The organism is Pseudomonas sp. DW-iso3, assembly GCF_058725305.1.
The window spans coordinates 124441-148265 of the sequence record NZ_JBZXDZ010000004.1; the positions used below are offsets into that span (position 1 = coordinate 124441).

The window sequence follows — 23825 nt, forward strand, 5'->3', positions numbered from 1 at the left end:
ACTCAGCGCATGTGCAGGATGATCGGGCTGCTGCTCGCCGGGTCGGTGTGCCCGCGCAGCTTGCCCACCGCGTTGGCGTCAACCGCGCCCCCGTTGTTGCCCCAGGTGCTACGCACGTAGCTCAACACCTCGGCGATTTCCGGGTCGGACAGTTGCTCACGGAACGCCGGCATGCGGTAGGCATCCGGCACGCCAGACGCCACCACGCGTTGCGAGCCGTTGAGGGTGATGTTGATCGCCGAGGCGCTTTCCTTCGCCAGCGCCGAGGTGGCCCCGGCGAGGGGGGGCATCCACTCGGGCTGGCCCTTGCCGTCGAGGCCATGGCAGGAGGCGCAGCGGGTTGCGTAAGTGTGGGCGCCGGGGGCGTCTTGCACCGCTGCTACCGCCTGATACTGCCAGGGGGCGCCGTCGCGCTGCGGGTCGCCGGGCAATGACTTGAGATAGCGGGCGATGGCCGCCAGGTCGTCGTCCTGCATGAACTGCGTGGAGTTGTTGAAGGCTTCGGTCATCGAGCCGTAGACCACTGCATGGGCGTTGCGCCCGGTCTTGAGGAACTGCACGATCTGCGGTTCGCTCCAACGGCCCAGCCCGGTGTTGGGGTCCTGGCGCAGGCTGGGTGCGTACCAGCCATCGAGCAGGGCGCCGGCGAGGAACGGCGCGCCGGCTTCGTCCAGGGCTTTTTCGTTGAAGGCCAGGCCGCGTGGCGTGTGGCAACTGCCGCAGTGGCCAGGGCCCTGGACGATGTAGGCGCCGCGGTTCCACAGGGCGTCCTGGTCGGGCTTGGCGGCGTAAGTCGCAGTGGGGGCGAACACGCCATTCCACAGCGCGATGGGCCAGCGCATATTCAGCGGCCAGGGAATATCACTGGGGATATTCGGCTGGTTGGCCGGTTTTATGCCCTGCATGAAAAACGCGTACAGCGCTTTTATGTCGTCATCGCTGAGTTTCACGTAGGACGGGTAGGGCATGGCCGGATACAGCCGGCGGCCGCCCGGTGCTACGCCATGGCGCACCGCACGGTCGAAGTCGGCCAGGCTGTAGGTGCCGATACCCGTGGATTTGTCCGGCGTGATGTTGGTGGCGTGGATCGCCCCCAACGGCGTGGCCATTTCCAGGCCCCCGGCGAACGGTGCCTTGCCCGCCAGACTGTGGCAGGCCACGCAGTCGCTGAGACGGGCAACATACTCGCCACGGCTGACCAGGGCGGGTTCGAAGGTGGCGCCCGCCTGTTCCTGTTCGAACGGCGTAGCCGGTTCACGGGTGACGTACCAGGCCAGCAGGCCTGCGGCGACCAGGCAGGGCAGCGCCAGCCAGCCTGCGGTTCTTGCGAATCGACGGTTGTTCATGGGCGTTTCCTGAAGGTCAGCTGAAAGTGTGTCGGCTCAAGGGCAGGCTGCGCACGCGCTGGCCTGTCAACTGTGCCACCGCATTGGCCACGGCCGGTGCCACGGCTGGCAATGGAGGCTCGCCGATACCGCCCATTTTTTCGCCACTCTCGACCACCCGCACATGCACCCGCGCCATCTGCGCAGGCGCCAGGATCGGGTAAAGGTCGTAGTTGCGCGCCCGGGGCTTGCCGTCCACGTAGACCGCTTCTTCCAATAAGGTCTGGGACAAGCCCAACGCCACGGCGCCGTTGACCTGTGCCTCGACAATCGCCGGGTTGACGATGCTGCCGGGGTCGATGGCCTGCCAGATATCGTGCACCTTGACCTTGCCATTCTCGATCGACACTTCCGCGATCGCCGCAGTGTGGGAACCGAACGGCGAAGCCATTGCCACGCCGCGTGCGCGCCGGGTGCCGTCCTCGGCGGTAAAGGGGCCGCGCTTCCAGCCACCGGAGAGTTCACCCGCCGCTTGCAGCAACGTGGTCAGCCGTGGGTTGTCGCGCAGCAGGTGCAGGCGCAGCTCATAGGGATCATGCCCACCCTTGTCCGCCAGTTCGTCGAGGAACGACTCATAGAAAAAGTCGTTGAGCGAATTGCCCACCGAGCGCCAGTAACCGAGCATCGGTGCGCCTTTGACGTAGATCTGCGCGATGCGTTTGTTGGGGATCGCGTAGGACTTGCCCGACAACCCTTCAACGGCCGTGGGGTCGATCTTATCGCCCTGTTTGCCGGCGAGTGCCTCGGTCGGGCCTTCGGTTGCACTGACCGCTTCGATGGCCACCGGTAGGCCTTTGTCATCCAGCGCGGCACGGAACTTGACCACCGCCAGTGGGCGCAGTACATCGCGCATGAACTCTTCCTCACGGCTCCAGATCAGCTTGATCGGACGGCCCACCGCCTTGGCCAGTGCAATGGCCTGCGGATAAGGGTTAGCCGAGTCATACAGGAAGTGCCGGCCGAAAAAACCACCGAGTAGCGGCGAGTGCAGGGTGATTTGCGCAGGGTCTAGGCCGGTGCGTTTGGCAATGTCGGCGCGGAACATGTCCGGCGCCTGGTTGGGCAGCCAGATTTCCAGCGTGCCATCGGGGTTGAAGCGCGCCAGGGCCGACGGCGGCTCCAGCTGGGCGTGGTTGAGGTATTGGTTGTGGTAGGTCGCCTCGACCTGGGTCTTGGCGCCTTTCAACGCACCGGCCACGTCACCTTCGTTCTCGTCGTCGCGGGTTGGGCCCTGTTGGGCCGCTAGGAACTCGCGGTGCTTGTCGCTGGAAAAATCCGCCGGCATGACGCGCAGTGTCGAGTCGGCAGCCGCCTCCTGCCAGTCGACCTGGATCGCTTCTACCGCACGCTTGGCGTGCCACCAGCGTTCAGCCACCACGGCCACTGCGCCAGGCAGCACGTGCACCGAATGCACGCCTTTCATGCCTTCGACCTGCGACTGGTTGCGCAGGCTGCCCACGGTCATGCCCAGACGTGGCGCATGCTGGACGGCTGCGTGAAGCATATTGTCGACTTTCAGGTCGATGCTGTAGAGCGCCTTGCCAGTGGATTTGTCGTAGGCGTCCAGGCGCTTGACCGGTTTGCCGATCCAGCGGAATTGGCTCGGGTCGCGCAGGGTGATGCTGGCGGGATCGGGCACTGGCATGTCGAGGGCGCTACTGGCCAGTTCGCCATAACCCAGCGAACGACCGGAAGCCGCGTGCACCACGCGGCCAGGCTGGGTAGTCAGTTCGCCAACCGGTACGCCCCATTGTTTGGCGCCCGCCTGCAGCAGCATCGCGCGGGCCAGGGCGCCGAGGCGGCGCATGGTCGGGTAGCTCATGCGCACCGACATGCTGCCGCCGGTGATGCGCAGGCCGTTTTCCATCACCACATAGGCTTCGCCGGGCGGGGCGGCTTCGACGATGAACGTCGCGGGGTCGGCATCCAGTTCTTCACCGACAATCTGCGCCATGGCGGTGTGCGTGCCTTGCCCGCCTTCCATGAAGGGGCTGAGCAGGCGCACCGTGCCGTCCGGACGAATCTCCAGGAACGCCGGCACCTGGGTGCCGCGTTCAGCCGCGGTGGCGGCTTGCACCCGACCCGCGCCCAGTGGCAGGCCAAAACCAATCACCAGCGCACCCACGGCCGTACTCGCCAGAAAGCGGCGGCGCGAAAGGTTTACCGGTGCGTCGAGCAGTTCGTTGATGAGGTTCATCAGACGCCCCCCTGCTTGGCCAGGTCGTCGACAGCCGCATGGATGGCGTTATACGTGCCGCAACGGCACAGGTTGATCATCGCCGCGTCGATCTGCGCCTTGCTGGGCGCCGGCGTGTGCTTGAGCAGCGCAGTGGCCGCCATCACTTGCCCGGACTGGCAGTAGCCGCATTGCGCCACCTGATGCTCGACCCAGGTCGCGACCACACGCTTGCCCACTTCATCGGTTTCAATCGCTTCGATGGTGGTGATTTCTCGTCCGACCACCCCGGCCACCGGGGTGACGCAGGAGCGCACCACGTTGCCATCCACCAGTACCGAACACGCGCCGCACTGGGCCAGGCCACAGCCATACTTGGTGCCAGTCAGGCCCAGGTCATCGCGGATCACCCACAGCAATGGCGTGTCCGCGTCGGCATCGACCTGATAGGCCTTTTGGTTGATTCGTAATTCCATGGCTCACCTGCTGATCGACGGTAGGTGCGGCCTGTTTTAGTCATGAACGCAGTGGCCGCTTATTGTCGAACTCTAGACCAGCGCGCAAGGGCTATCTATCCATTAGTCGATAAGTCGGAGGATCAGGCAAGTATTCAACAGGATTGTGCGACTACGATTCAGCGGTTGGGCGCACGAAGTCTTCCTCGAAGTGCTCATGCTCACCCCGCGTATCACCCTGGCGCCGCAGCACCTCCATTTGCCGCAGTTCCACCCGCCGAATCTTCCCGGATATGGTCTTGGGCAGCTCGGTGACGAACTCGATGCGTCGCACCCGCTTGTACGGCGCCAAATGCTCACGGGCGAAGGCCAGAATATGTTGGGCCAACGCCGCGCTGCCGGGTTCGTCATGGGCCAGGATCAGGAATGCCTTGGGCACCGCCAGGCGCAACGGGTCGGGGCTCGGCACCACGGCGACTTCCATGACGGCCGGGTGTTCGATCAAGGCGCTTTCCAGTTCGAATGGGCTGATGCGGTAGTCGGAGGCCTTGAACACATCGTCGGCGCGACCGACGAAGGTGATGTAGCCGTCGGCGTCGATCTGCGCGGTGTCGCCGGTGCGGTAGTAGCCGTCACGCATGACCTCGGCGGTTTTCTCCGGGCTGTCCTCGTAGCAGAGCATCAGGCCGAGCGGGCGCACGTCCAGGGGCAGGGCGACTTCGCCTTCGTTGCCGGGAATGCCATCCGGGTCGAGCAGGGCCACCTGGTAGCCCGGCAACGGGCGCCCCATGGAACCGGGCTTGAGCAACTGGCCGGGCGTGTTGCCTACCAGGGCAGTGGTTTCCGATTGGCCGAAACCATCACGTAACGGCAAGCCCCAGGCCTGTTGGATCTGCTCGATGATTTCCGGGTTCAGCGGCTCACCCGCGCCCACCAGCTCGCGCAGGCTCAGGCGCGGTTTGTAGCTGGCCAGGTCTTCCTGGATCAGCATGCGCCACACCGTCGGCGGCGCGCACAGGCTGGTTACGCCGTAGCGTTCCAAGGCACTGAGCAAGGCCGGCGCGCTGAATCGCGCGACGTTATGGATAAAGATGCACGCACCGGCATTCCACGGTGCGAACAGGCAACTCCAGGCATGCTTGGCCCAGCCTGGCGATGAGATATTCAGGTGCAGGTCGCCCGGTTGCAGGCCGATCCAGTACATGGTCGACAAGTGCCCGACCGGATAGCTCTGGTGGCTGTGCAGCACCATTTTCGGCTTGGAGGTGGTGCCGGAAGTGAAGTACAGCAGCATTGGGTCGGTGGCCAGGGTGCGGCCTTGCGCCTCAAACTGTTCGGGGTATTCAAAAGCCGCGTTGTGCGCGACCCAGCCGGCAGGCGCCGAACCCACGCAGATACGGCTGCAACCCTGAGCCAGGCCGGCGAACTTGTGCACATGCGCTTCGCCGACCACCACGTGGCGAACCTGGCCGCGTTCGATACGGTCGCGCAGGTCATCGGGGTTCAGCAACGCCGTGGCGGGAATGACCACGGCGCCGAGCTTGAATGCAGCCAGCATGGTGTCCCACAGTGCGACATCGTTACCGAGCATCAGCAGCACACGATCACCCCGGTTTACACCGAGGGCGCGTAGGTGGTTGGCCACCTGATTGGAGCGCGCAGCCAGTTGCTGGAAACTGTAACGCTGCTCGCTGCCGTCCTCCTCGACGATCCACAGCGCATCGGCCGGATTGCCTTCGGCCATCGCATCGAAATAGTCCAGGGCCCAGTTGAATTCGCCCAGTTGCGGCCAACGGAAATCCCGTACGGCAGTGGCGTAATCGGTGCGGTGAGCGAGCAGAAAATCCCGAGCGGCCAGGAAGGGCTGGGTCATGGTGGCTGTCCTTAATTATTGTTGTGGGACTTCCCCCCGGCTGAACCGAGAGGCTGGACCGAGTATAGGCACGCATAAATCAGAGCAGAACGCTCAAAAACACCGGTACGTTGTGCAAAAAAGTCATGGGTGTCGAACCGCAAAGCGGCGTGATTGACGATAAAGACGTAAAAGTCCAATATGGAATTATAAGTACAAAGTTAACGGCTTCGTTTCTTTCTTCAGGTCTGCCAAACCAACAACAACTTGCGAGAACACCACCATGAAGAAGCGCTCCCTTATCACCGTCCTGGCCCTGGGCCTGCTTGCGTCCAGCCACGCGATGGCCGCCGAGAAAACCCTGCGCATCGGCATCGAGGCGGCTTACCCGCCATTCGCGTCCAAGACCGAGGAAGGCAAGATCGTTGGCTTTGACTACGATATCGGCAATGCGCTGTGCGCGCAGATGAAGGTCAAGTGCGTGTGGGTAGAAGGTGAGTTCGACGGTCTGATTCCTTCCCTCAAGGTGAAGAAAATCGACATGGCCTTGTCGTCCATGACCATCAACGAAGACCGCAAGAAGTCGGTGGACTTCACCCACAAGTACTACTTCACGTCATCACGCCTGGTGATGAAGGAGGGCGCCGTGGTGGATGACCAATATGCCAGCCTCAAGGGCAAGACGATCGGCGTGCAGCGCGCCACCACCACCGACCGTTATGCCACCGAGGTGTTCGAGCCCAAGGGCATCAACGTCAAGCGCTACAGCAATAATGAAGAGATCTACATGGACCTGGCAGCCGGTCGCCTCGATGCGATCTTTGCCGACACCATTCCCCTGAACGACTTCCTGCAGATGCCACGCGGCAAGGGCTATGCGTTTGTCGGCCCGGAACTCAAGGACCCGAAATACGTGGGCGAGGGTGCAGGGATCGCGGTGCGCAAGGGCAATACGGAGTTGGTCGGCCAGTTGAATGCGGCCATCGATGGCATTCGCGCCAGTGGCGAGTACCAGAAGATTTCGCAGCAGTACTTCAAATCCGACATCTACGGCGATTGATGACCTTTGTAGGAGCGAGCAAGCTCGCTCCTACAGGGGTAAATCCATCAGCCCTTCAACTCTTTCAGGTGTTTGTAGACCGTCGCCCGCCCCATGCCCAGCACATTGGCCACATAGTTCGACGCGCTCTTGCCCTTGAACGCCCCTTCGGCATGCAGGGCCAGAACCAGCTCGCGCTTGTGGTCACGGGTCAGCAGGTTCAGGCTCAACTGGCGCTCACGCATCCACGCATGCAGGAAGGTATTGATGCGCTCCTGCCAGTCATCGCGAAACAGCGAGTCTGGTTGCGGGATCAGTTTGCTCGGTGACAGAAACAGGTCCAGCGCCGCCTTGGCGTTTTCAAACAATGAAATATTCAGGTTGATGCACAGTACCGCCAGTCGACGGCCTTTGTGGTCATGCAGCACGGTACTCAGGCTGCGGATTTTCTGACCGTCCCAGTTGAGCTTTTCGTACGGGCCGATGTTTACATCGCTGACATCGTCGCTGAGCATGTCCTCCAGCGCCGAATCATCGCCTATGCTGCGCTTGGACAAGTTGTTGGCGATGTAATCGACTTTTTGCGAGCGCAGGTCATGCAACACCGCTTCGGCGTGGGGGAAAAACAGGGTAGCGATGGCGTCGGCCATCGCACGGAAGTTCTGCATGACCTTGTCTTGTTCAGCGGTGTTCATCAATGGGGCTCCAGGCGGGCAGGGGAGAGCATACCAGCGTCGAGGCCGAACCGCGTCAGTGCCTCCGGCAGCGGGGCGCCGCGCACCAGTGCCGCACTGGCCTGGCCCATGGCCGGCGAGGTCTGAATGCCATAACCCCCTTGCGCCGCCACCCAAAACAGGCCCGCTACCTTTGGGTCAAAACCTGAGAGCAGATCACCGTCGTGCACAAAGCTGCGCAGGCCGGCCCAGGTTCGCGTCGGACGGCGGATGGTCAGGGTGGTGGCTTCTTCGATCTGGTAGATGCCCATGGCGATGTCCAGTTCTTCGGGCTGGATGTCCTGGGGTTCGACCGGGTCGGCATTGGCCGGTGAGCCGAGGAACATGCCGGCGTCGGGTTTCATGTAGAAGGATTCGTCCAGCGCCACCAGCATTGGCCAGTGGTGGCTGTCGACCCCTTCGGGGCCGGCGAAGATCAGCGCCGAGCGCCGCTTGGGCTGCAAGCCGATGGACGCGGCCCCGGCGAGCCCGCCGATGTGGTCGGCCCAGGCGCCGGCGGCGTTGATGATGACTGGCGCGGTGCAGGTCGCGTCCTGGGTCTGTACCTGCCAGATGCCGTCGGCTTCGCGGCTCAAACCGAGCACATGACTGTCGGTGCGTACCTCGCCGCCGTTGCGGCGGATGCCACGCAGGTAGCCCTGGTGCAGAGCGTCGGTGTCGATGTCGCTGGCGGTGGGGTCATACAACGCGCCGTGGACTTTTTCGCGGCGCAGGATCGGCAGTCTCGCACAGGCTTCGTCGGCGCTGAGCAGTTCGACCTGCGGCACGGTGGCCTTGGCGCTCAGGTACTGGTCGTTCAACTCAACCGCATCGCCAATGAAATCCACCGTCATTTCGCCCCTTGGGGTGAGTAACGGATGTTCGCAAAAACCAGGTGGCGGGTTATCGAAAAATTCACGGCTGGCCAGGGTCAGCGCCCGCACCTGCGGGGTGCCATAGGCGGCGGTGTACAGCGCCGCCGAACGCCCGGTGGAGTGATAGGCCGGGTGGCTTTCGCGCTCCAGCACCAGCACTTTGCCGTGCTGCGACAACCAGAACCCCGTGGACGCGCCGGCAATGCCGCCGCCGATGATGATGAAGTCTGCGTGGCTCATAGCTGTCTCCAGAGGGCGTTGGCCAGTGCGATGTCTTCCAGGCCCAGGCCGATGGAGCGGAAAAACACAGGGCTGTCGTAGGTCGGGCGCTTTACCTGTTCGATGAGCAATTCGGGCAGGTCACCGGCCACTGCGCGCGGATCCCAACCGTATTGTTCGGCTGCGATTAACATTTCACCGGCCGAGCCAGGGGTGGTCCGGCGATAGTCGCAAAATACCTGCATTGTGTTGAGGCGTTGCGGCGGCACTTCATGGGCGCGTGGGGCGTTGGTGCTGATCGACGTGATCAGTGCCGGCTTGGTCAACCGCGCCGGGTCGAGCACCGGTCCGGCCGACGACGTACACAGCAGGATCACATCGGCGTCTTCCACCGCCGTCTCGCAACTGCTGGCGATGACCACGCGTGGGTCCAGGCCTTTGAGTTGCGCGATGGTATCGGTGGATGCGTTGGCCAGGCTGGGTGAAAACACGCTGATGCGCTGCCAATCCCTGAAGCCTTTCACATAATGCAGGTGCGCCTGGGCCACCTTGCCACTGCCGATGATCGCCAAGCGTCGCGCTGATAAAGGCGCTAATGCATCCACTGCCAGGGCTGTGGTGGCGGCCGTGCGGGCGGTGGTCAGTTCGGCTGCATCGCATAGCAGCAACGGTTGGCCGGTCTGCATCGACATCAATAATGTCCAAGCCGTCACCAGCGGGCCTTGTTCACGCACGATATAGGGCGAAGTCTTGACCCCGTACACCCCATCCTCGGCCAGCACGCCCAGGTAGTTGATAAAGTCGCCCGCCGCTTGCGGGAACTCCACGAGCTGCTGCGCCGGCTGCACCGCTTGCCCGGTCGCCAGGTCACGGAACAACTTGCGCAGGATAGACGGCACATCGATTTGGCCGAGCAGCTCGCGGGCCTGGGCCTGATGGATCACGTGGGGTGTGCTGGACATGGGTGTCTCCGCGGGTGAACTTATTTGTCCATTATGGACTTTTAGTTCTGTCGAGCAATATCCCGCGAGAAAAAAGCGCGCGCCTCACTTGCCCCGGTTCCGATTCATCAGACTGCCCGGCACCGCGCCCCGGCGGGCTGGCGCAATCAGTGGGCGTTGTATTGAAACCCGCCGGACAATTTCCCCTTCAAATAGCTGACCAGCGCACTCACCGCTTTCGGCACATGTGGCGAGTACGGCCGGATCAGGTAGATCTCATCGGCAAACGCCCCCTTGAGCGTCCAGCCCTTGAGCACCTGCACCAATTTGCCGCTGGACAGGGCAGCGTGGGCGCTGAAATCCGGCAGCAGGGCGATGCCCAGGTGGTTGAGCGCCGAGTCGCGCAGGGCTTCGCTGTTGTTGGTGGCGAAGCTGCCGGCGATGGGCACGGTGAGGCGTTCGACGTTTTTAGTGCCGCGCTCGAAGGTCCAGGCGGGCTGATCGGTGCCGCGAGGGTAGAACAGGCAGTTATGCGCGGACAGATCGCCAGGTTCGCGGGGTTCTCCGTGACGTTGCAGGTAGTCCTGGCTGGCGACCAGCACCGAGCCGGTGTCGCACAGCTTCCACGCCACATGGGTTTCCGGCACCTGGAAACCGTGGCGGACGGCCAGGTCGTAGCCCTCGGCGGCCAGTGAACTCAGGGCATCCGACACGTCGAGCTGTAGGCGTACCTGCGGGTATTGCTGCAAAAACTCCGACAGATGCGGCACCAGTTGCTGACGGGCAAATGCCACGGGCGCTGTCAGCCGTAGCAGACCGCGAATCTCTCCCACCGAGTCGCGCACCGACGAGAAACTGCGGGCGATTTGTTCATAGGCGCTGCGCACTTCGCGGGTCAACGAAAGCCCCGCATCGGTCAGCCTTACACTGCGTGTAGTGCGCGTCACCAGGCGCGTGCCGGTGGCCTTTTCCAAGTCGGAAATACGCTGGCTCACGGCGGACTTGCTCACGCCCAGTCTTGCCGCCGCAGCGGTATAGGTGCCTTGTTCCTCCAGCACCGACAGCCAATGGATATGGGTCCACAGCCCTTCGATCTCGGCCTTTTCCATGATTGGATTGTTCGCATTGGTGGACAATAAGTTCTGGATTCTGCTCTGGTTTGGAACAAAGCGAAAGCCTATCGTGGTCCTCACTGTTACTCACCTGGGATCTACTGCCATGACCACCACCATCGAGCACTACATCAACGACCAGCGCGTGTCCCGCGATGATCGCTATCAGGACGTCTTCAATCCGGCCACCGGCGAAAAGACCGGTCGCGTCGCCCTGGCCAGTCGCCAGACCGTGTCCGAAGCCGTTGCCGCCGCCCAGGCCGCGTTCGCCGGTTGGGCCGACACGCCGCCGATCCGTCGCGCCCGTGTGCTGTTCGAATACCTTCATCTGCTGCGTGAGCGCAAGGACGACCTGGCGCGCATCATCGTCGCCGAGCACGGCAAGGTCTTCACCGACGCCCAGGGCGAAGTCGACCGTGGCATCGACATTCTCGAATTCGCCTGCGGTATCCCCAACCTGCTCAAGGGTGAGCATTCCGACCAGGTTTCCCGCGGCATGGACAATTGGACAATGCGCCAGCCCCTGGGCGTGGTCGCCGGCGTCACGCCGTTCAACTTCCCGGTGATGGTGCCAATGTGGATGTACCCGATCGCTATTGCGGCGGGCAACACGTTCATCCTCAAGCCAAGCCCGACCGACCCGAGCGCCTCGCTGTTCATGGCCGAGTTGCTGCGTGAAGCCGGTTTGCCCAAAGGCGTGTTCAACGTGGTGCAGGGCGACAAGGAGTCAGTGGACGCGCTGATCGAACACCCGGACGTCAAGGCGGTGAGCTTTGTCGGCTCCACGCCGATTGCCCAGTACATCTACGAAACCGGCGCCCGCAACGGCAAGCGCGTGCAAGGCTTGGGTGGCGCGAAAAACCACATGGTGGTGATGCCGGACGCCGATATCGAAAAAACCGTCGACGCCCTGATGGGTGCCGCCTACGGCAGTGCTGGCGAGCGTTGCATGGCCATCTCCGTAGCGGTGCTGGTGGGCGATGTGGGCGACAAAGTCATCGCCGCCCTGACCGAGCGTGCCAAGCACCTGCGCATCACCGACGGCCGTGATTTGAAGGCCGAGATGGGCCCGATCGTGTCCCGCGCGGCGCTGGAACGCATCAGCGGCTACATCGAACAAGGCGTACAAGCCGGCGCGCAATTGCTGCTCGACGGGCGTGACTATGTACCCACCGAACCGGGCCTGGAAAATGGCTTCTGGCTGGGGGCGACGTTGTTCGACCATGTGACTGAAGAGATGAGCATTTACCGCGAAGAAATTTTCGGCCCGGTTCTGGCGTGTGTGCGCGTGAATGACTTCGCCGAAGCGATCAAACTGGTCAACGCTCACGAATTCGGTAACGGTGTGAGTTGCTTCACCCGCGACGGCAACATCGCGCGTGAATTTGCACGGCGGATTGAAGTGGGCATGGTCGGCATCAACGTACCGATTCCGGTGCCGATGGCGTGGCACGGGTTTGGCGGCTGGAAGAAGAGCCTGTTTGGCGACATGCACGCGTATGGCACTGAAGGTGTGCGGTTCTATACCAAGCAGAAGTCGATCATGCAGCGCTGGTCGGAGAGCATCGAGCAGGGCGCCGAGTTTGCGATGCCGGTGTCCAAGTAATTTAAGTACACCTTAGGTCCAATGGGGGAGCGGGATTGTCCGCGATAGCACAGTGTCAGATCAGCAGGTCTGGCAGGGATACAGCGCTATCGCAGGCAAGCCCGCTCGCACATTTTTTCGCGTTCAGGCCGTGGCTTGTGTGGGGTTCAAGCGCTCGATAGAGCGTTCCACCGTGGTGTTGGCAATCTCCAGCCAATGCCACACCCCCGCAATCCAACGCCGTCGCTGCGGTTCATCGCCGACCCGCCCGCGTGCTCACATCCACCCAAACCGCCAGTACCAGAATGCTGCCCTTCACAATCATCTGCCAATAGCTGTCCACGTCCAGCATCGACATGCCATTGTCCAGGCTGGTGATCACCAAGGCCCCGAGCAATGCGCCATACACCGTACCCGAACCACCGCGCATTGACGTACCGCCAATAAAACATGCTGCAATCGCATCCAGCTCACCCATATTCCCCGCCGACGGTGAGCCGGCAGCCAGGCGAGCCGTGTTGACCAACCCGGCCAGGGCACACATCACGCCCATGATGCCGAAGATCCACAGTTTCACCGCCTGTACGTTGATGCCCGACAGGCGCGTGGCTTCCATATTGCTGCCCACCGCGTACACGCGACGGCCGAATACGGTCTGGCTGGTGACGTAGCTGAATACGCCCAATAAAACCAGCAGAAGCAAGACCGGGACGGGAATCCCGTCGTAGCTGTTGAGCGTCGTGACAAACCCCGCCAGTACGGCGCCGATCACCGCCACCCGCACCAGGTCACGTACCAGCGAGTGCGCCGCCAACCCATGCAGCGCGCGATTGCGCCGCTGCTTCCAGGTCAGGAAAACGGTCAGTGCAAACAACAGCACGCCCAGCCCGATCCCCACCGAATGCGGCAGGTAACCCTGGCCCACGTACACCAGCGAAGGCGACACCGGCGCGATGGTGGTGCCGCCGGTGATCCCCAGCAGAATACCGCGAAACGCCAGCATCCCGCCCAAGCCGACAATGAACGAAGGGATGCGCAAATAGGCGGTCATGTACCCATTGGCCAGCCCGATCATCAACCCGCACAACGCCACCAGGCTCAAGTTGGCCAGCAATGGAATGTGATAAACCACATCCAGGATCGCCGCCAGCCCACCCAGCAACCCGAGCAACGAGCCCACCGACAAATCGATCTCGCCGCTGATGATCACCAGCACCATGCCGCACGCCAATATCCCGGTGATCGACATTTGCCTCAGCAAGTTGGACAGGTTGCGCGGGGTGAGGAAACCGCCCTCGGTCTGCCAGCTGAAAAACACCCAGATCACCGCCACGGCGATGACCAGGGCGAGCATTTTGTAGCGGGTAAAAAGGTGTTTGACCTGATTCATCTACACGGTCTTCCGATCATTATTGTTGTGTTGGCTGAGCGCAGCGGCGAGCACTTGTTCCTGGGTGAGCCCCTCGTTGATGAAGTCACCGCGCAATTGGCCGTCGCCGATTACCAGCACGCGGTCGGAAACGCCGAGCACTTCGGCCAGCTCCGAGGACACCATGATGATCGCCACGCCTTCGGCCGCCAGCGCGCCCATCAACTTGTAGATCTCATATTTGGCACCCACGTCCACGCCCCGTGTGGGCTCGTCGAGGATCAGCACCTTGGGCTTGGCCATCAGCATTTTCGCCAGCACGGCCTTTTGCTGGTTGCCACCGGACAGGCTGGTGATCGGCAGGAACGGGCTGGCGGTCTTGAGGTGCATGCGCGCGATCTGCTGGTCGATGCTGCCCAGTTCGGCTTCGGCATCGATGCGGGTTCGGTGCGCATAGCTGTCGAGCACCGTCAGGGTGATGTTCTGGCCCACGCCCAGGTCGGGAATGATGCCTTGGCGCTTGCGATCCTCGGGCACCATGCATAACCCGGCGCGGATCGATTTGAGCGGCGTGCGTGTGTCGATCACCTGGCCGTCCAGCCACACCTCGGCGCTGTAGCGGCCGGGATAGGCGCCGAACAGCGCCGACACCAGTTCCGTGCGCCCGGCGCCCACCAACCCGGCGATGCCGAGGATTTCCCCACGCTTGAGCACAAAGGACACATCGTCCACACGCTTGCGCTTGGGGTTGTCGACATCATGGCAGGTGACGTTGCGCGCCTCGAAAATCACCTCGCCCACCGCATGGGGCTCGGTGGGGTAGAGGTTGCTCATCTCGCGGCCGACCATCTGGGTGATGATCTTCGCGATGTCCATATCGGCCATGGCGGTGGTCGCGATGTGCTTGCCGTCGCGGATCACCGCAATGGTGTCGCACACTGCCGCCACTTCATCGAGCTTGTGGGAGATGTACACGCAGGCCACGCCCTTGGCCTTGAGGCCACGGATGATATCGAGCAGCACCTCGATTTCCGAACGGGTCAGGGCCGAGGACGGCTCGTCGAGAATCAACAGTCGCGCCTGCTTGTTCAGGGCCTTGGCGATTTCCACCAGTTGCTGGTAGCCGCCGCCGTACTGCGACACGGGCAGCGCCACGTTCATGTCCGGCACCTTGAGCTCGCGCATCAGCGCTTCGGCGCGGTGGAACATCGCCGGGTAGTTCATGCGCCCACCCGGCAAGGTCAGTTCGTGGCCCATGAAGATGTTTTCAGCCACCGATAGGTCGGGCACCAGGGTCAGTTCCTGGTGGATGATCACGATGCCGGCGGCCTCGGTTTCGCTGATGGACTGGGCCTTGAGCGGCTGCTCGTCCCAAAGGATTTCACCTTCCCAGGTGCCGTACGGGTAGACCGCCGACAGCACCTTCATCAAGGTGGACTTGCCGGCACCGTTCTCGCCACACAGGCCAACGCATTCCCCTGGCCGCACCCTGATATCGATGCCGTTCAGCGCGTTGACACCGCCAAAGCTTTTGACGATGCCGTTCATTTGCAGCAGGTAGTCGGACATGGCGGTCACTGCCCGGCAATCTGCTCTTTGGTGTAGAACCCGTCTTTCTCCAACAGGTCGATATTGGCCTTGGTCAGCGGGGTAGGGGTGAGCAGGATGGTGTCGACCTTTTTGCTGCCGTTGTCGTATTGCGAGCTGTAGGTGGGTTTCTCATTGCGCGCCAGCTGCACCGAAAGCTTGGCGGCTTCCGAGGCGATCAGCTTGAGCGGCTTGTACACGGTCATGGTCTGGGTGCCGTCGATGACGCGCTTGATCGCGGCCAGGTCGGCGTCTTGCCCGGAGATCGGCACCTTGCCCGCCAGTTTCTGTGCGGCCAGGGCCTGGATCGCGCCGCCGGCGGTGGCGTCGTTGGAGGCGACGATGGCGTCGATCTTGTTGTTGTTCCGAGTCAGGGCGTTTTCGACGATGCTCAGGGCTTCGGTGGGGTTCCATTCCTTGACCCACTGCTGGCCGACAACCTTGATGTCGCCCTTGTCGATGGCCGGTTGCAACACCTTCATCTGGCCTTCGCGCAGGACCTTGGCGTTGTTGTCGGTGGGCGCGCCGCCGAGCAGGAAGTAGTTACCCTTGGGCGCCGCTTGCAACACGCCGCTGGCCTGCATTTCGCCGACTTTTTCGTTATCGAAGGAGATGTAGGCGTCGATGTCCGCGTTGAGAATCAGGCGATCATAGGACACCACCTTGATCCCGGCCTTCTTGGCTTCGGCGACGGCGTTGGTGAGCACGGTGGCGTTGAACGGCACGATGACAATTACGTCGACGCCACGTGAGATCAGGTTTTCAATCTGCGAGATCTGTTTCTGTTCGTTGGCATCGGCCGATTGCACGAAGACCTTGGCGTCGAGTTTTTCCGCGGCGGCGACGAAGTAGTCACGGTCGCGGGACCAGCGCTCCAGACGCAGGTCATCGATGGAGAAACCGATCTTCGGGTGGGCGGAATCGGCCATCGCCGGCAGGGCGAGCAGGGCCAGGGCCGTGGCGATAAGTGTGCGTTTGAATGACTTCATGGTAGTGCGTCCTTTTATTGTTGTTGGAAAGACACAGCGTGATGCGGGTAAGACTGTAGAGCGTCCCTCGACGCTCTGTGCAGAGATTTGTCGCGCAAATGTCACCGGTAGATAAAGCGATTCACCACGCCTTCAAGCATCTCCTGGCGACCACTCACCGCCTGCGGGTCCAGCTCGTGGGCAAATGCATGTTCGGCCAGTGATTCCAGGCTGAACTCACCGGCCAGCACGGCCTGGCCCAGCGGTTGCTGCCAACCGGCGTACCGTTGGTCCTTGAATTGCTGCAACCGATCGTTCTCGACCATCGCTGCCGCGCGTTCCAGTGCCAAGGCCAGTACATCCATGGCCGCCACATGCCCGTGGAACAGGTCCACATCGTCCAGGCTCTGGCGGCGTACCTTGGAGTCGAAGTTGTAGCCGCCATTTTTGAAGCCCCCGGCCTTGAGGATTTCATAGGTGGCCAGGGTCATTTCCTCGACGCTGTTGGGGAACTGGTCGGTGTCCCAGCCGTTCTGCGGGTCGCCTCGGTTGGCGTCGATGCTGCCGAAGATCCCCAGGGATACGGCGGTGGCAATCTCATGATGAAAGCTGTGCCCGGCCAGGGTTGCGTGGTTGGCCTCGATGTTCACCTTGATCTCATGTTCCAGGCCGTACTCATGCAGGAAGCCGAACACCGTGGCGCTGTCGTAATCGTATTGGTGCTTGGTGGGTTCCTGGGGCTTGGGCTCGATCAGCAGGTCGCCCTTGAAGCCGATCTTGTGCTTGTGCTCCACCACCATGCGCATGAAGCGCCCGAGCTGTTCGCGTTCGCGCTTGAGGTCGGTGTTGAGCAGCGTTTCATAACCCTCGCGGCCGCCCCACAACACATAGTTGGAACCCTTGAGGCGCAGGGTGGCGTTCATTGCACTGAACACCTGGGCGGCGGCGTAGGCAAACACTTCCGGGTCCGGGTTGCTGGCGGCGCCGGCGGCAAAGCGCGGGTTGCTGAAGCAATTGGCGGTGCCCCACAGCAGCTTGATGCCGGTGTGTTCCTGATGGCGTTCCAGGTGGTCGACCATCTGTGCGAAGTGGTGGCGATACTCCTTGAGCGAGCTGCCTTCGGGGGCGACGTCCGTGTCGTGAAAGCTGTAGTAGTCGATGCCCAGCTTGGAGAAAAACTCGAAAGCGGCGTCTGCCTTGCCGATGGCCAGTTCCATCGGGTCGCCACTGCGCTGCCAGGGCCGCTTGAACGTGCCCACGCCAAACATATCCGCCCCAGGCCAGACGAAGGTGTGCCAGTAACAGGCCGCCATGCGTAGATGTTCGCGCATGGGCTTGCCGAGGATGAGCTTGTTGGCATCGTAATGGCGAAAGGCGAGGGGGGCATCGCTGCTGGGGCCTTCGAAGCGAACCTTCTCGACACCGGGGAAGTACGGCATGGCGTTTTCCTTATTGTTCTTGGCGGTGACTCGATACTAACAACGGCGCTGCGCCTGCCGATTACGAAAATCATCAAGAGATGGTGCGATTTTGCGTGACAGGGGCTAGTCTGTTTTGACCGGCTTCAGGATAAAAACAATGAAAACCCTACCGCCCGTGCACCGCATTGCCCTGCTGTTCAACGGCAGCAAAATCTACGACCGTGGCATTATCGCCGGCATCGGCAATTACCTGAGCAGTACCCGCGCGTCCTGGGACTTGTTCCTCGAAGAGGACTTCCTGTGCCGCCTCAAAGGCATCGAGCGCTGGCAGGGCGACGGCATCATTGCTGACTTTGATGACCCGCTGATTGGCGAGGCGCTGGCCGGGAGCAAGCTGCCCGTGGTGGCGGTGGGGGGTTCCTACGAGGATGTGCGTGCCTATCCCAAAGGCATGCCCTACGTGGCCACGGACAACTACGCCTTGATCAAGCTGGCCTATGAACATTTGATCGAGGCCGGCCTGACGCGGTTTGCCTGTTTCAGCCTGCCCGAAGCCCAGGCCAATCGCTGGGCCCAGGAGCGCGAAAAAGCCTTTCGCCGCCTGCTGCAACGGGACGGATTGCAGGTCGAGGTCTATCGCGGGCTGGGCACCAGCGCACCGCTGTGGGACAGCGCCGTCGAACAGCAAATCGCCTGGTTGCACAGCCTCCCCAAGCCTATTGGCATTATCGCGGTCACTGACGCCCGCGCCCGGCAGTTGCTGCAAGCTTGTCTCACGGCCGGCATTGCCGTGCCGGAGGAAGTGGCGCTGATCGGTATCGACAATGATCCGCTGACTCGGACGCTCACGCGGGTGCCGTTGAGTTCGGTTATCCAGGGCACCGAAACCATGGGCCGCACGGCCGCCGCGCTGTTACACCAGATGTTGCACGGCAAGCCGTGCAGAGGTGAGCAGATCCTGGTGCCGCCGGATGCGATTAATGTGCAGGCTTCAAGCTTGCATCAACCCTTGGGTAATCCGTACGTGATGCAGGCGCTGTTGTTTATCCGGCAGTACGCCTGCCAGGGGATCAAGACGGCTCAGGTGGCGGGATATGTGGGGGTATCGCGTTCATCGCTGGAGACACATTTTCGCAAGGCGCGTGGCTGCAGTGTGCATGACGAGATCCTGCGCTTCAAACTCGCCGCTGCCGCCAAGGGCCTGCAGAACCAGGCCCTGGCGATTGCCGATATTGCCCAGGCCTGCGGCTTCAAATCGGCGCAGTATCTGCACACGGTGTTCCGCCGCGAGTTTGGGTGTACGCCACGCGAGTATCAGCAGAGTGAGGCCTAGAACACGGCCTTGGCTTGCAAGCCCAGCACCAGCGCGTTGTCGATGTTTTCGCCCGAGAATGCCCCCGGCTCGATGATGTACTGCACATCCGGGCGCAAGGTCAGCCAAGGCGTGGCCTGGTAGCCGTAGCTGAGTTCGATCAGCTGTTCGGCATTATTCAGGTTGGGGTAGTCGTTCCCGGCGTTGAGCGCGGCCAGTTCCTGCACCTCGCGGCTGCGCGGGTTGGGCACGGCGCGACCATAACCCAGGGCCAGGGTGTCACGCGGCCGGCCTTCGAACGGTTTGTACAACACCACGCCCGCGCCATACCACTTGCTGAACGGCGAGGCCGCTTCGCTGGCGGCGGAGTATTGGCCGAAGGCGTGCAGGACGCGGCCGGCGGAGGACTCCGAGGCCCATACGGCCTGATCAATCAACAGGTAGTGACCACCGCGACCGCTGACCTCCTTGTTGCTGCCGATGCGTTTCACGTCGGAACTGTCGTAGTAATAGCCCAGCTTGTATTCGCCCGGCAGGCTGCCCGCGTGTTTGTACACCAACTCGATCGGCACCACGGTGCCGGTGGTGTGCTTGGGCCCCAGGTGCCAGGCGCGGCTGGAGTTGCCATTGCTTTGCGGGTCGACGTTGAACGCGGCGACGCGCAGTTGCCAGTTGGGGGCAAAGTCGTATTTCACCCGCGCACCCAGGTGCGCATTCGGGTAGTTGGTCCAGCCGCTGCCGCCGGACATGTTCAGCGGATGCCCGCAGAAACCGGCGTTCATGAAGTTGCACAGAATCCCGCTGTCCAGGCCGCCGAGGTCGTTGCCCATGGCCATGTAGCCGAGCTTGACGTTCAGCGCCGGAGTAAAGAGCGTGCGCTCGTAACTCAGCTCGGTCAGGCGAGTGTACAGGCCGCCGTAGTTTTCCTGGATCGGCAGGCGGTTGCCCACCAGGTCCTCGGAAGCGCTATTGCCACGACGGTCGTTGAGGGTGACCTGGATGCGGTCGCCATTGTTGAAACCGTAGAGCTTGCCCAGGTCGAACTGCACGCCGAGCTTGAGGTTCTGCGAGTAGCGCGCCGAGCGGTGTTGGCCGCCGTGGGCGTTGTAGGCGGTTTCGCCACTGTAGTCGCCGGTAAAGCGGATGCCTTGCGCGTCGAGCTCATGGCGCAGGCCACCCCAGTCGCCGGTCAGGGTGGTGTCATCGGCTTGCACGGGCAGGGCGGCACCCAGGGCAAGGCCCAGCAACAGGCGCCCAAGGGGAATGTGAGAAGTGGGGGTCATGCGGGTTCTTCCAAACAGAAGGCGCGGTGCCGGGGGAGGCACCGCGCGAAGAGGGGGTTATGGCAGGGCGTAGGCGATCACGTAGTCGCCACGGTCGGTGGACTGGCGTGCGCCACCGGCAGTGATCACGATGTATTGCTTGCCGGTTTTCGGCGACACGTAAGTCATCGGGCCACCCTGGCTGCCCACGGGCAGGCGGGCTTTCCAGACTTCATCACCGTTGCCGCTGTTGAAGGCGCGCAGGTAGAAGTCCTGGGTGCCGGCGATAAAGATCAAGCCGCCCTGGGTCGACAGGGTGCCGCCGAGGGTTGGCAGGCCGATCTTGATCGGCAGGTGCATGCGGATGCCCAGGGGGCCGGTGTCTTCAACGGTACCGACCGGTACTTGCCAGGCGACCTTTTGCGTCTTCATGTCGATCGCGGTCAGGGTGCCGAACGGTGGCGCCTGGCACGGAATGCCGGCCACCGACAAGAAGCGGTTCTTGTTCACCGCATAGGGCGTACCCTTGAGCGGCACGGCGCCCATACCGGTGTTCAGCGCTTCGCCACCGGACGAGGCCTGGGCCTTGTTTTGCGACGGCACCATCTGGATCCACAGGCCCAGGCGCATGTCGTTGACGAAGATAAACCCATGCACCGGGTCGGTGGAAATGCTGCCCCAGTTCATGCCGCCCAGCGAACCCGGGAAGCTCAGGGATTTATCAGTGCCTGGCGCGGTGTACAGGCCTTCGTAGCGCATGCCTTTGAAGTCGATGCGGCACAGCAGCTGGTCAAACGGCGTGGCACCCCACATGTCCGATTCGGTCAGGGTCTGTGCGCCGATCTGCGGCATGCCGACCGATTTTGGCTGGGTGGGCGAGTAGGGTTCGTTAGGGATGTTGGCGGCCTTGACCGGGACTTCCTGCACGTCGGTCAACGGCTTGCCAGTGGCGCGGTCGAGCACGTAGATCTGCCCGGCCTTGGTGCCGATCACTACCGCTGGCACCGCTTTGTCGCTGCCCGGCGGGGTGAAGTCGATCAGGCTCGGCTGCATCGGCAGGTCGAAGTCCCACAGGTCATTGTGGACGGTCTGGTACACCCATTTTTCCGCACCGGTGGAGGCGTCCAGCGCCAGTACCGAAGCGCCGTATTTGTGGTTGAGCTGGGTGCGTTCCACGCCGTAGATGTCGGTGGACGAGCTGCCCATCGGCAAGAACACGGTGTTCATCAGCGGGTCATAGGACATCGGCGCCCAGCTGTTTGGGGTGCTGCGCACGTAGGTGCTGCCGTCGGCGGGCGCCTGCTTGTCTTCCGGGTTGCCTGGGTCGAAGGCCCAGCGCATCTGGCCGCTGATCACGTCGAAGCCACGGATCACACCGCCGGGCATGTCGGTCTGGACGTTGTCGGCCACGCGACCGCCCACCACCACGGTGGTGCCGGCGATCAGTGGCGCGGAGGACAGCTGATAGTAGCTGTCCGGTACGTTACCCAGGCCGACTTTCAGATCCACCTGGCCGTGGGTGCCGAAGTCTTCGCAGAACTTGCCGGTGTCGGCATCCACGGCGATCAGGCGTGCATCGATGGTGTTGGTCAGCAGGCGACGCTGGCACTGCGCACCGGCGGGAACGCTGGCGGGCATGATCGGCGAACTGTTGGGCTGGGTCGGCTGGGCAATCGGCGCGGTGGCGTCGAAGTAGGCCATGCCACGGCAACGCTGCCACACCGCCGATTTGGCGTTGACTTCGTTCTTCCACAGCTCTTTGCCGGTATCGGCGTCAAGGGCGATCAGGTTGTTGTGCGGCGTGCAGATGAACACTTTGTTGCCGATCTGCAGGGGCGTCAGTTGGTCTTCGGCGCCGTTGCCGTCGCTGATGGCCACGTCGCCGGTGTGATAGGTCCACGCCACCTTGAGCTTGTTGACCGTGTCGCGGTTGATCTGGTCCAGCGCGGCGAAGCGGCTGCCCCCTTCGGTATTGCCGTAGTGCGCCCAGTCTTTCTGTGCGTCGGCCGCAGCCACCGCGGTGATGCCTGGGCCGGCACCGGTCGGCGCCACGCTTGGGTGGGCGACGAACATATTGCCTGCCGCCACTGCAACGCCCGCCGCCAGTACGGCCGCCACGGCATAGGCGCCGCGCGCAGGCTTATTGACGAGCAGCGGGTAGACCAGCGCCACCACCATACCGATGGCCGCAAACATGAAGAGTCGCGAGAACAGCGGCCAGAACACCAGGCCCACATCCGCCACCGCCCAGATGGCCGTGCCGATCAGAAAGGCTGCGAACACCCATGCGCCGGCAGGCTTGCGGCAGGCGATCAACAGCCCGGCGATTGCCATGATTGCGCCGCCGATCAGGAAGTACCAGGAACCTCCCAGGCTGACCAGTTTGACGCCGCCAATGGCCAGCGCGAGGCCGAGCAGGGCGATGATAACGCCCAAGCCCAGCAATAATAATCTAGAGACGCCAGCGGCGCGCGATGCTCGTTTCATGTCGAAAGGACTCGAATGTGAGAGGGCAAAGACGCGATTTTAGCAAGATAAGTAACTGGTTAGTACATTATAGTCCTGCAATAGACTATTACAGGTACTGCGATGATGACGTGTGGCTAAATGTCGCCCAGGGCGCAATGCAAGTGTGGTGAGCGGAGCAAGCCCGCTCACCAATGTGATGCGCTGAATGGGAGCAGGTTTCGCGCCCGATCAGAACTTAAAGCGACCTACCAATCCTTTGAGCTGGCCCGAAATGTCCGTCAACCGACCTGACCCGGTCTGCGCCGAGTGGGCAAAACCTTCGACCAGTTGCGCGTCGGCATGGATCTGCGCGATGTGCCGGTTGATCTCTTCGGCCACTTGGTGCTGCTCTTCGGCGGCCGTGGCGATCTGGGTGTTCTGGTCGCGGATCGAGTCCACCGAGCCGCGGATCTTGTCGAAGCTGTCGCGTGCCTGCTGGATACGTTCCACGCTGGTGTGAGACACCAGCAGGCTGCCTTGCATCTGCTGCGTCACCTCCTGGGTGCGGCGGGCGAGGTTGCCGAGCAGGCTGTCGATTTCGCCGGTGGAGTCGGCGGTGCGACGGGCGAGGGCGCGGACTTCGTCGGCGACCACCGCAAAACCTCGGCCTTGGTCGCCGGCGCGCGCCGCTTCGATCGCCGCGTTGAGCGCCAGCAGGTTGGTCTGCTCGGCAATCGAGCGGATGGTGTCGAGGATGGTGTTGATGTTTTTGCTGTCCTGCTCCAACTGCTGCATGGTCTGGGTCGAGCGTTGCAAGTCTTCACTGAGTTTGAGCACGCTGCCGGTGGCTTCGCCGATGTGCTGCTGGCCGTCATGCACGTCGCGGTAGCCTTCGTCGGCACTGGTGGCGGCGGCGCTGCAGGAACGCGCGACTTCGTTGGCGGTGGCCACCATTTCGTTGAACGCGGTGCTCACCAGTTCCACGGCTTCGCGTTGGCGACCGGCCGCCTGGTTCATGTTGTGGGCCACTTCGCGGGTATCGGCGGCGGCGCTCTGCAGGTCGGACGAGGCGTTGCCGATGCGTTGCACCAACTGGGCGATCATGC

General features: G+C 62.5%; 18 protein-coding genes. 3 read left to right on the forward strand and 15 right to left on the reverse strand.

The window, feature by feature from the left end; translation table 11 throughout:
* Positions 1–2 precede the first annotated feature (2 nt).
* The 4 genes from AC4PS7_RS12800 to AC4PS7_RS12815 all read right to left on the reverse strand — a co-directional run bounded on the left by AC4PS7_RS12800 (position 3) and on the right by AC4PS7_RS12815 (position 5889).
* On the reverse strand, positions 3–1346 hold the full coding sequence (locus tag AC4PS7_RS12800; RefSeq protein WP_198831613.1) for a c-type cytochrome: 1344 nt from the start codon (positions 1344–1346) through the stop codon (positions 3–5).
* Positions 1347–1362: 16 nt separating this feature from the next.
* The gene (locus AC4PS7_RS12805; protein WP_492179456.1) at positions 1363–3582 is read right to left on the reverse strand and encodes a xanthine dehydrogenase family protein molybdopterin-binding subunit; all 2220 of its coding nucleotides are present in this window, start codon (positions 3580–3582) and stop codon (positions 1363–1365) included.
* Positions 3582–4037, reverse strand: a complete 456-nt coding sequence (locus AC4PS7_RS12810; protein WP_010211243.1) for a (2Fe-2S)-binding protein — start codon at positions 4035–4037, stop codon at positions 3582–3584. Before AC4PS7_RS12810 ends, AC4PS7_RS12805 begins: the two co-directional genes overlap by 1 nt.
* 151 nt (positions 4038–4188) lie before the next feature.
* Positions 4189–5889 (reverse strand): AMP-binding protein, encoded by a 1701-nt coding sequence (locus tag AC4PS7_RS12815; protein ID WP_154973639.1) that lies wholly within the window; start codon positions 5887–5889, stop codon positions 4189–4191.
* 262 nt (positions 5890–6151) lie between these two features.
* Between AC4PS7_RS12815 and AC4PS7_RS12820 the strand changes: the two genes are divergently transcribed.
* Positions 6152–6928, forward strand: coding sequence for an ABC transporter substrate-binding protein (locus tag AC4PS7_RS12820; protein ID WP_010211241.1), 777 nt, complete (start codon positions 6152–6154; stop codon positions 6926–6928).
* A gap of 47 nt (positions 6929–6975) precedes the next feature.
* On the opposite strand, the gene AC4PS7_RS12825 is transcribed toward AC4PS7_RS12820, so the two are convergent.
* The 4 genes from AC4PS7_RS12825 to AC4PS7_RS12840 form a co-directional block, all read right to left on the reverse strand.
* Entirely contained in the window at positions 6976–7602 is a 627-nt protein-coding gene (locus tag AC4PS7_RS12825; RefSeq protein WP_010211240.1) for a helix-turn-helix transcriptional regulator, read from the reverse strand.
* Positions 7602–8735 carry an NAD(P)/FAD-dependent oxidoreductase gene (locus AC4PS7_RS12830; protein WP_042571510.1) on the reverse strand — a complete coding sequence of 378 codons (1134 nt, stop codon included), beginning with the start codon at positions 8733–8735 and terminating at the stop codon, positions 7602–7604. Before AC4PS7_RS12830 ends, AC4PS7_RS12825 begins: the two co-directional genes overlap by 1 nt.
* Positions 8732–9676, reverse strand: coding sequence for an ornithine cyclodeaminase family protein (locus tag AC4PS7_RS12835; protein WP_492179457.1), 945 nt, complete (start codon positions 9674–9676; stop codon positions 8732–8734). The genes AC4PS7_RS12830 and AC4PS7_RS12835 overlap by 4 nt, the downstream gene beginning before the upstream one ends.
* 146 nt (positions 9677–9822) lie before the next feature.
* Positions 9823–10764, reverse strand: coding sequence for a LysR family transcriptional regulator (locus AC4PS7_RS12840; RefSeq protein ID WP_010211237.1), 942 nt, complete (start codon positions 10762–10764; stop codon positions 9823–9825).
* A gap of 109 nt (positions 10765–10873) precedes the next feature.
* Here AC4PS7_RS12840 and AC4PS7_RS12845 point away from each other — a divergent pair, with 109 nt between their 5' ends.
* The gene (locus AC4PS7_RS12845) at positions 10874–12373 is read left to right on the forward strand and encodes a CoA-acylating methylmalonate-semialdehyde dehydrogenase (protein WP_010211236.1); all 1500 of its coding nucleotides are present in this window, start codon (positions 10874–10876) and stop codon (positions 12371–12373) included.
* Positions 12374–12605: 232 nt separating this feature from the next.
* Here the strand turns inward: AC4PS7_RS12845 and AC4PS7_RS12850 are convergent, their stop codons facing one another.
* From AC4PS7_RS12850 to xylA, 4 genes are all read right to left on the reverse strand, one after another.
* Positions 12606–13742 carry a sugar ABC transporter permease gene (locus tag AC4PS7_RS12850; protein WP_021493353.1) on the reverse strand — a complete coding sequence of 379 codons (1137 nt, stop codon included), beginning with the start codon at positions 13740–13742 and terminating at the stop codon, positions 12606–12608.
* Positions 13743–15290, reverse strand: coding sequence for a D-xylose ABC transporter ATP-binding protein (gene xylG / locus AC4PS7_RS12855; RefSeq protein ID WP_187517251.1), 1548 nt, complete (start codon positions 15288–15290; stop codon positions 13743–13745). It lies immediately after the preceding gene.
* A gap of 5 nt (positions 15291–15295) precedes the next feature.
* The gene (gene xylF, locus AC4PS7_RS12860; RefSeq protein WP_010211233.1) at positions 15296–16297 is read right to left on the reverse strand and encodes a D-xylose ABC transporter substrate-binding protein; all 1002 of its coding nucleotides are present in this window, start codon (positions 16295–16297) and stop codon (positions 15296–15298) included.
* 101 nt (positions 16298–16398) lie between these two features.
* Entirely contained in the window at positions 16399–17715 is a 1317-nt protein-coding gene (gene xylA / locus AC4PS7_RS12865; RefSeq protein WP_010211232.1) for a xylose isomerase, read from the reverse strand.
* 139 nt (positions 17716–17854) lie between these two features.
* Here xylA and AC4PS7_RS12870 point away from each other — a divergent pair, with 139 nt between their 5' ends.
* Positions 17855–19030 carry a XylR family transcriptional regulator gene (locus tag AC4PS7_RS12870; RefSeq protein WP_010211231.1) on the forward strand — a complete coding sequence of 392 codons (1176 nt, stop codon included), beginning with the start codon at positions 17855–17857 and terminating at the stop codon, positions 19028–19030.
* Here the strand turns inward: AC4PS7_RS12870 and AC4PS7_RS12875 are convergent.
* The 3 genes from AC4PS7_RS12875 to AC4PS7_RS12885 form a co-directional block, all read right to left on the reverse strand.
* Complete coding sequence (locus tag AC4PS7_RS12875; protein ID WP_492179459.1) at positions 19027–20292, reverse strand: carbohydrate porin; 1266 nt, start codon at positions 20290–20292, stop codon at positions 19027–19029. The two genes, AC4PS7_RS12870 and AC4PS7_RS12875, sit on opposite strands and share 4 nt — an antisense overlap.
* Before the next feature lie 57 nt (positions 20293–20349).
* Positions 20350–22758 (reverse strand): glucose/quinate/shikimate family membrane-bound PQQ-dependent dehydrogenase, encoded by a 2409-nt coding sequence (locus AC4PS7_RS12880; protein WP_492179460.1) that lies wholly within the window; start codon positions 22756–22758, stop codon positions 20350–20352.
* Between the two features lie 210 nt (positions 22759–22968).
* Positions 22969–23823: a methyl-accepting chemotaxis protein gene (locus tag AC4PS7_RS12885; RefSeq protein ID WP_373422406.1), complete on the reverse strand. Its 855-nt coding sequence runs from the start codon at positions 23821–23823 to the stop codon at positions 22969–22971.
* Positions 23824–23825 lie beyond the last annotated feature (2 nt).

Excerpts from the sequence above, each read along its gene's own strand:
- AC4PS7_RS12805 (WP_492179456.1), bottom strand. The coding sequence starts at position 3,582 with ATGAACCTCATCAACGAACTGCTCGACGCACCGGTAAACCTTTCGCGC.
- AC4PS7_RS12885 (WP_373422406.1), bottom strand. The coding sequence starts at position 23,823 with ATGATCGCCCAGTTGGTGCAACGCATCGGCAACGCCTCGTCCGACCTG.
- AC4PS7_RS12850 (WP_021493353.1), bottom strand. The coding sequence starts at position 13,742 with ATGAATCAGGTCAAACACCTTTTTACCCGCTACAAAATGCTCGCCCTG.
- xylA (WP_010211232.1), bottom strand. The coding sequence starts at position 17,715 with ATGCCGTACTTCCCCGGTGTCGAGAAGGTTCGCTTCGAAGGCCCCAGC.
- xylF (WP_010211233.1), bottom strand. The coding sequence starts at position 16,297 with ATGAAGTCATTCAAACGCACACTTATCGCCACGGCCCTGGCCCTGCTC.
- AC4PS7_RS12820 (WP_010211241.1), top strand. The coding sequence starts at position 6,152 with ATGAAGAAGCGCTCCCTTATCACCGTCCTGGCCCTGGGCCTGCTTGCG.
- AC4PS7_RS12825 (WP_010211240.1), bottom strand. The coding sequence starts at position 7,602 with ATGAACACCGCTGAACAAGACAAGGTCATGCAGAACTTCCGTGCGATG.
- AC4PS7_RS12840 (WP_010211237.1), bottom strand. The coding sequence starts at position 10,764 with ATGGAAAAGGCCGAGATCGAAGGGCTGTGGACCCATATCCATTGGCTG.
- AC4PS7_RS12880 (WP_492179460.1), bottom strand. The coding sequence starts at position 22,758 with ATGAAACGAGCATCGCGCGCCGCTGGCGTCTCTAGATTATTATTGCTG.
- AC4PS7_RS12800 (WP_198831613.1), bottom strand. The coding sequence starts at position 1,346 with ATGAACAACCGTCGATTCGCAAGAACCGCAGGCTGGCTGGCGCTGCCC.
- AC4PS7_RS12875 (WP_492179459.1), bottom strand. The coding sequence starts at position 20,292 with ATGACCCCCACTTCTCACATTCCCCTTGGGCGCCTGTTGCTGGGCCTT.
- xylG (WP_187517251.1), bottom strand. The coding sequence starts at position 15,290 with ATGTCCGACTACCTGCTGCAAATGAACGGCATCGTCAAAAGCTTTGGC.
- AC4PS7_RS12830 (WP_042571510.1), bottom strand. The coding sequence starts at position 8,735 with ATGAGCCACGCAGACTTCATCATCATCGGCGGCGGCATTGCCGGCGCG.
- AC4PS7_RS12815 (WP_154973639.1), bottom strand. The coding sequence starts at position 5,889 with ATGACCCAGCCCTTCCTGGCCGCTCGGGATTTTCTGCTCGCTCACCGC.
- AC4PS7_RS12810 (WP_010211243.1), bottom strand. The coding sequence starts at position 4,037 with ATGGAATTACGAATCAACCAAAAGGCCTATCAGGTCGATGCCGACGCG.
- AC4PS7_RS12835 (WP_492179457.1), bottom strand. The coding sequence starts at position 9,676 with ATGTCCAGCACACCCCACGTGATCCATCAGGCCCAGGCCCGCGAGCTG.
- AC4PS7_RS12870 (WP_010211231.1), top strand. The coding sequence starts at position 17,855 with ATGAAAACCCTACCGCCCGTGCACCGCATTGCCCTGCTGTTCAACGGC.
- AC4PS7_RS12845 (WP_010211236.1), top strand. The coding sequence starts at position 10,874 with ATGACCACCACCATCGAGCACTACATCAACGACCAGCGCGTGTCCCGC.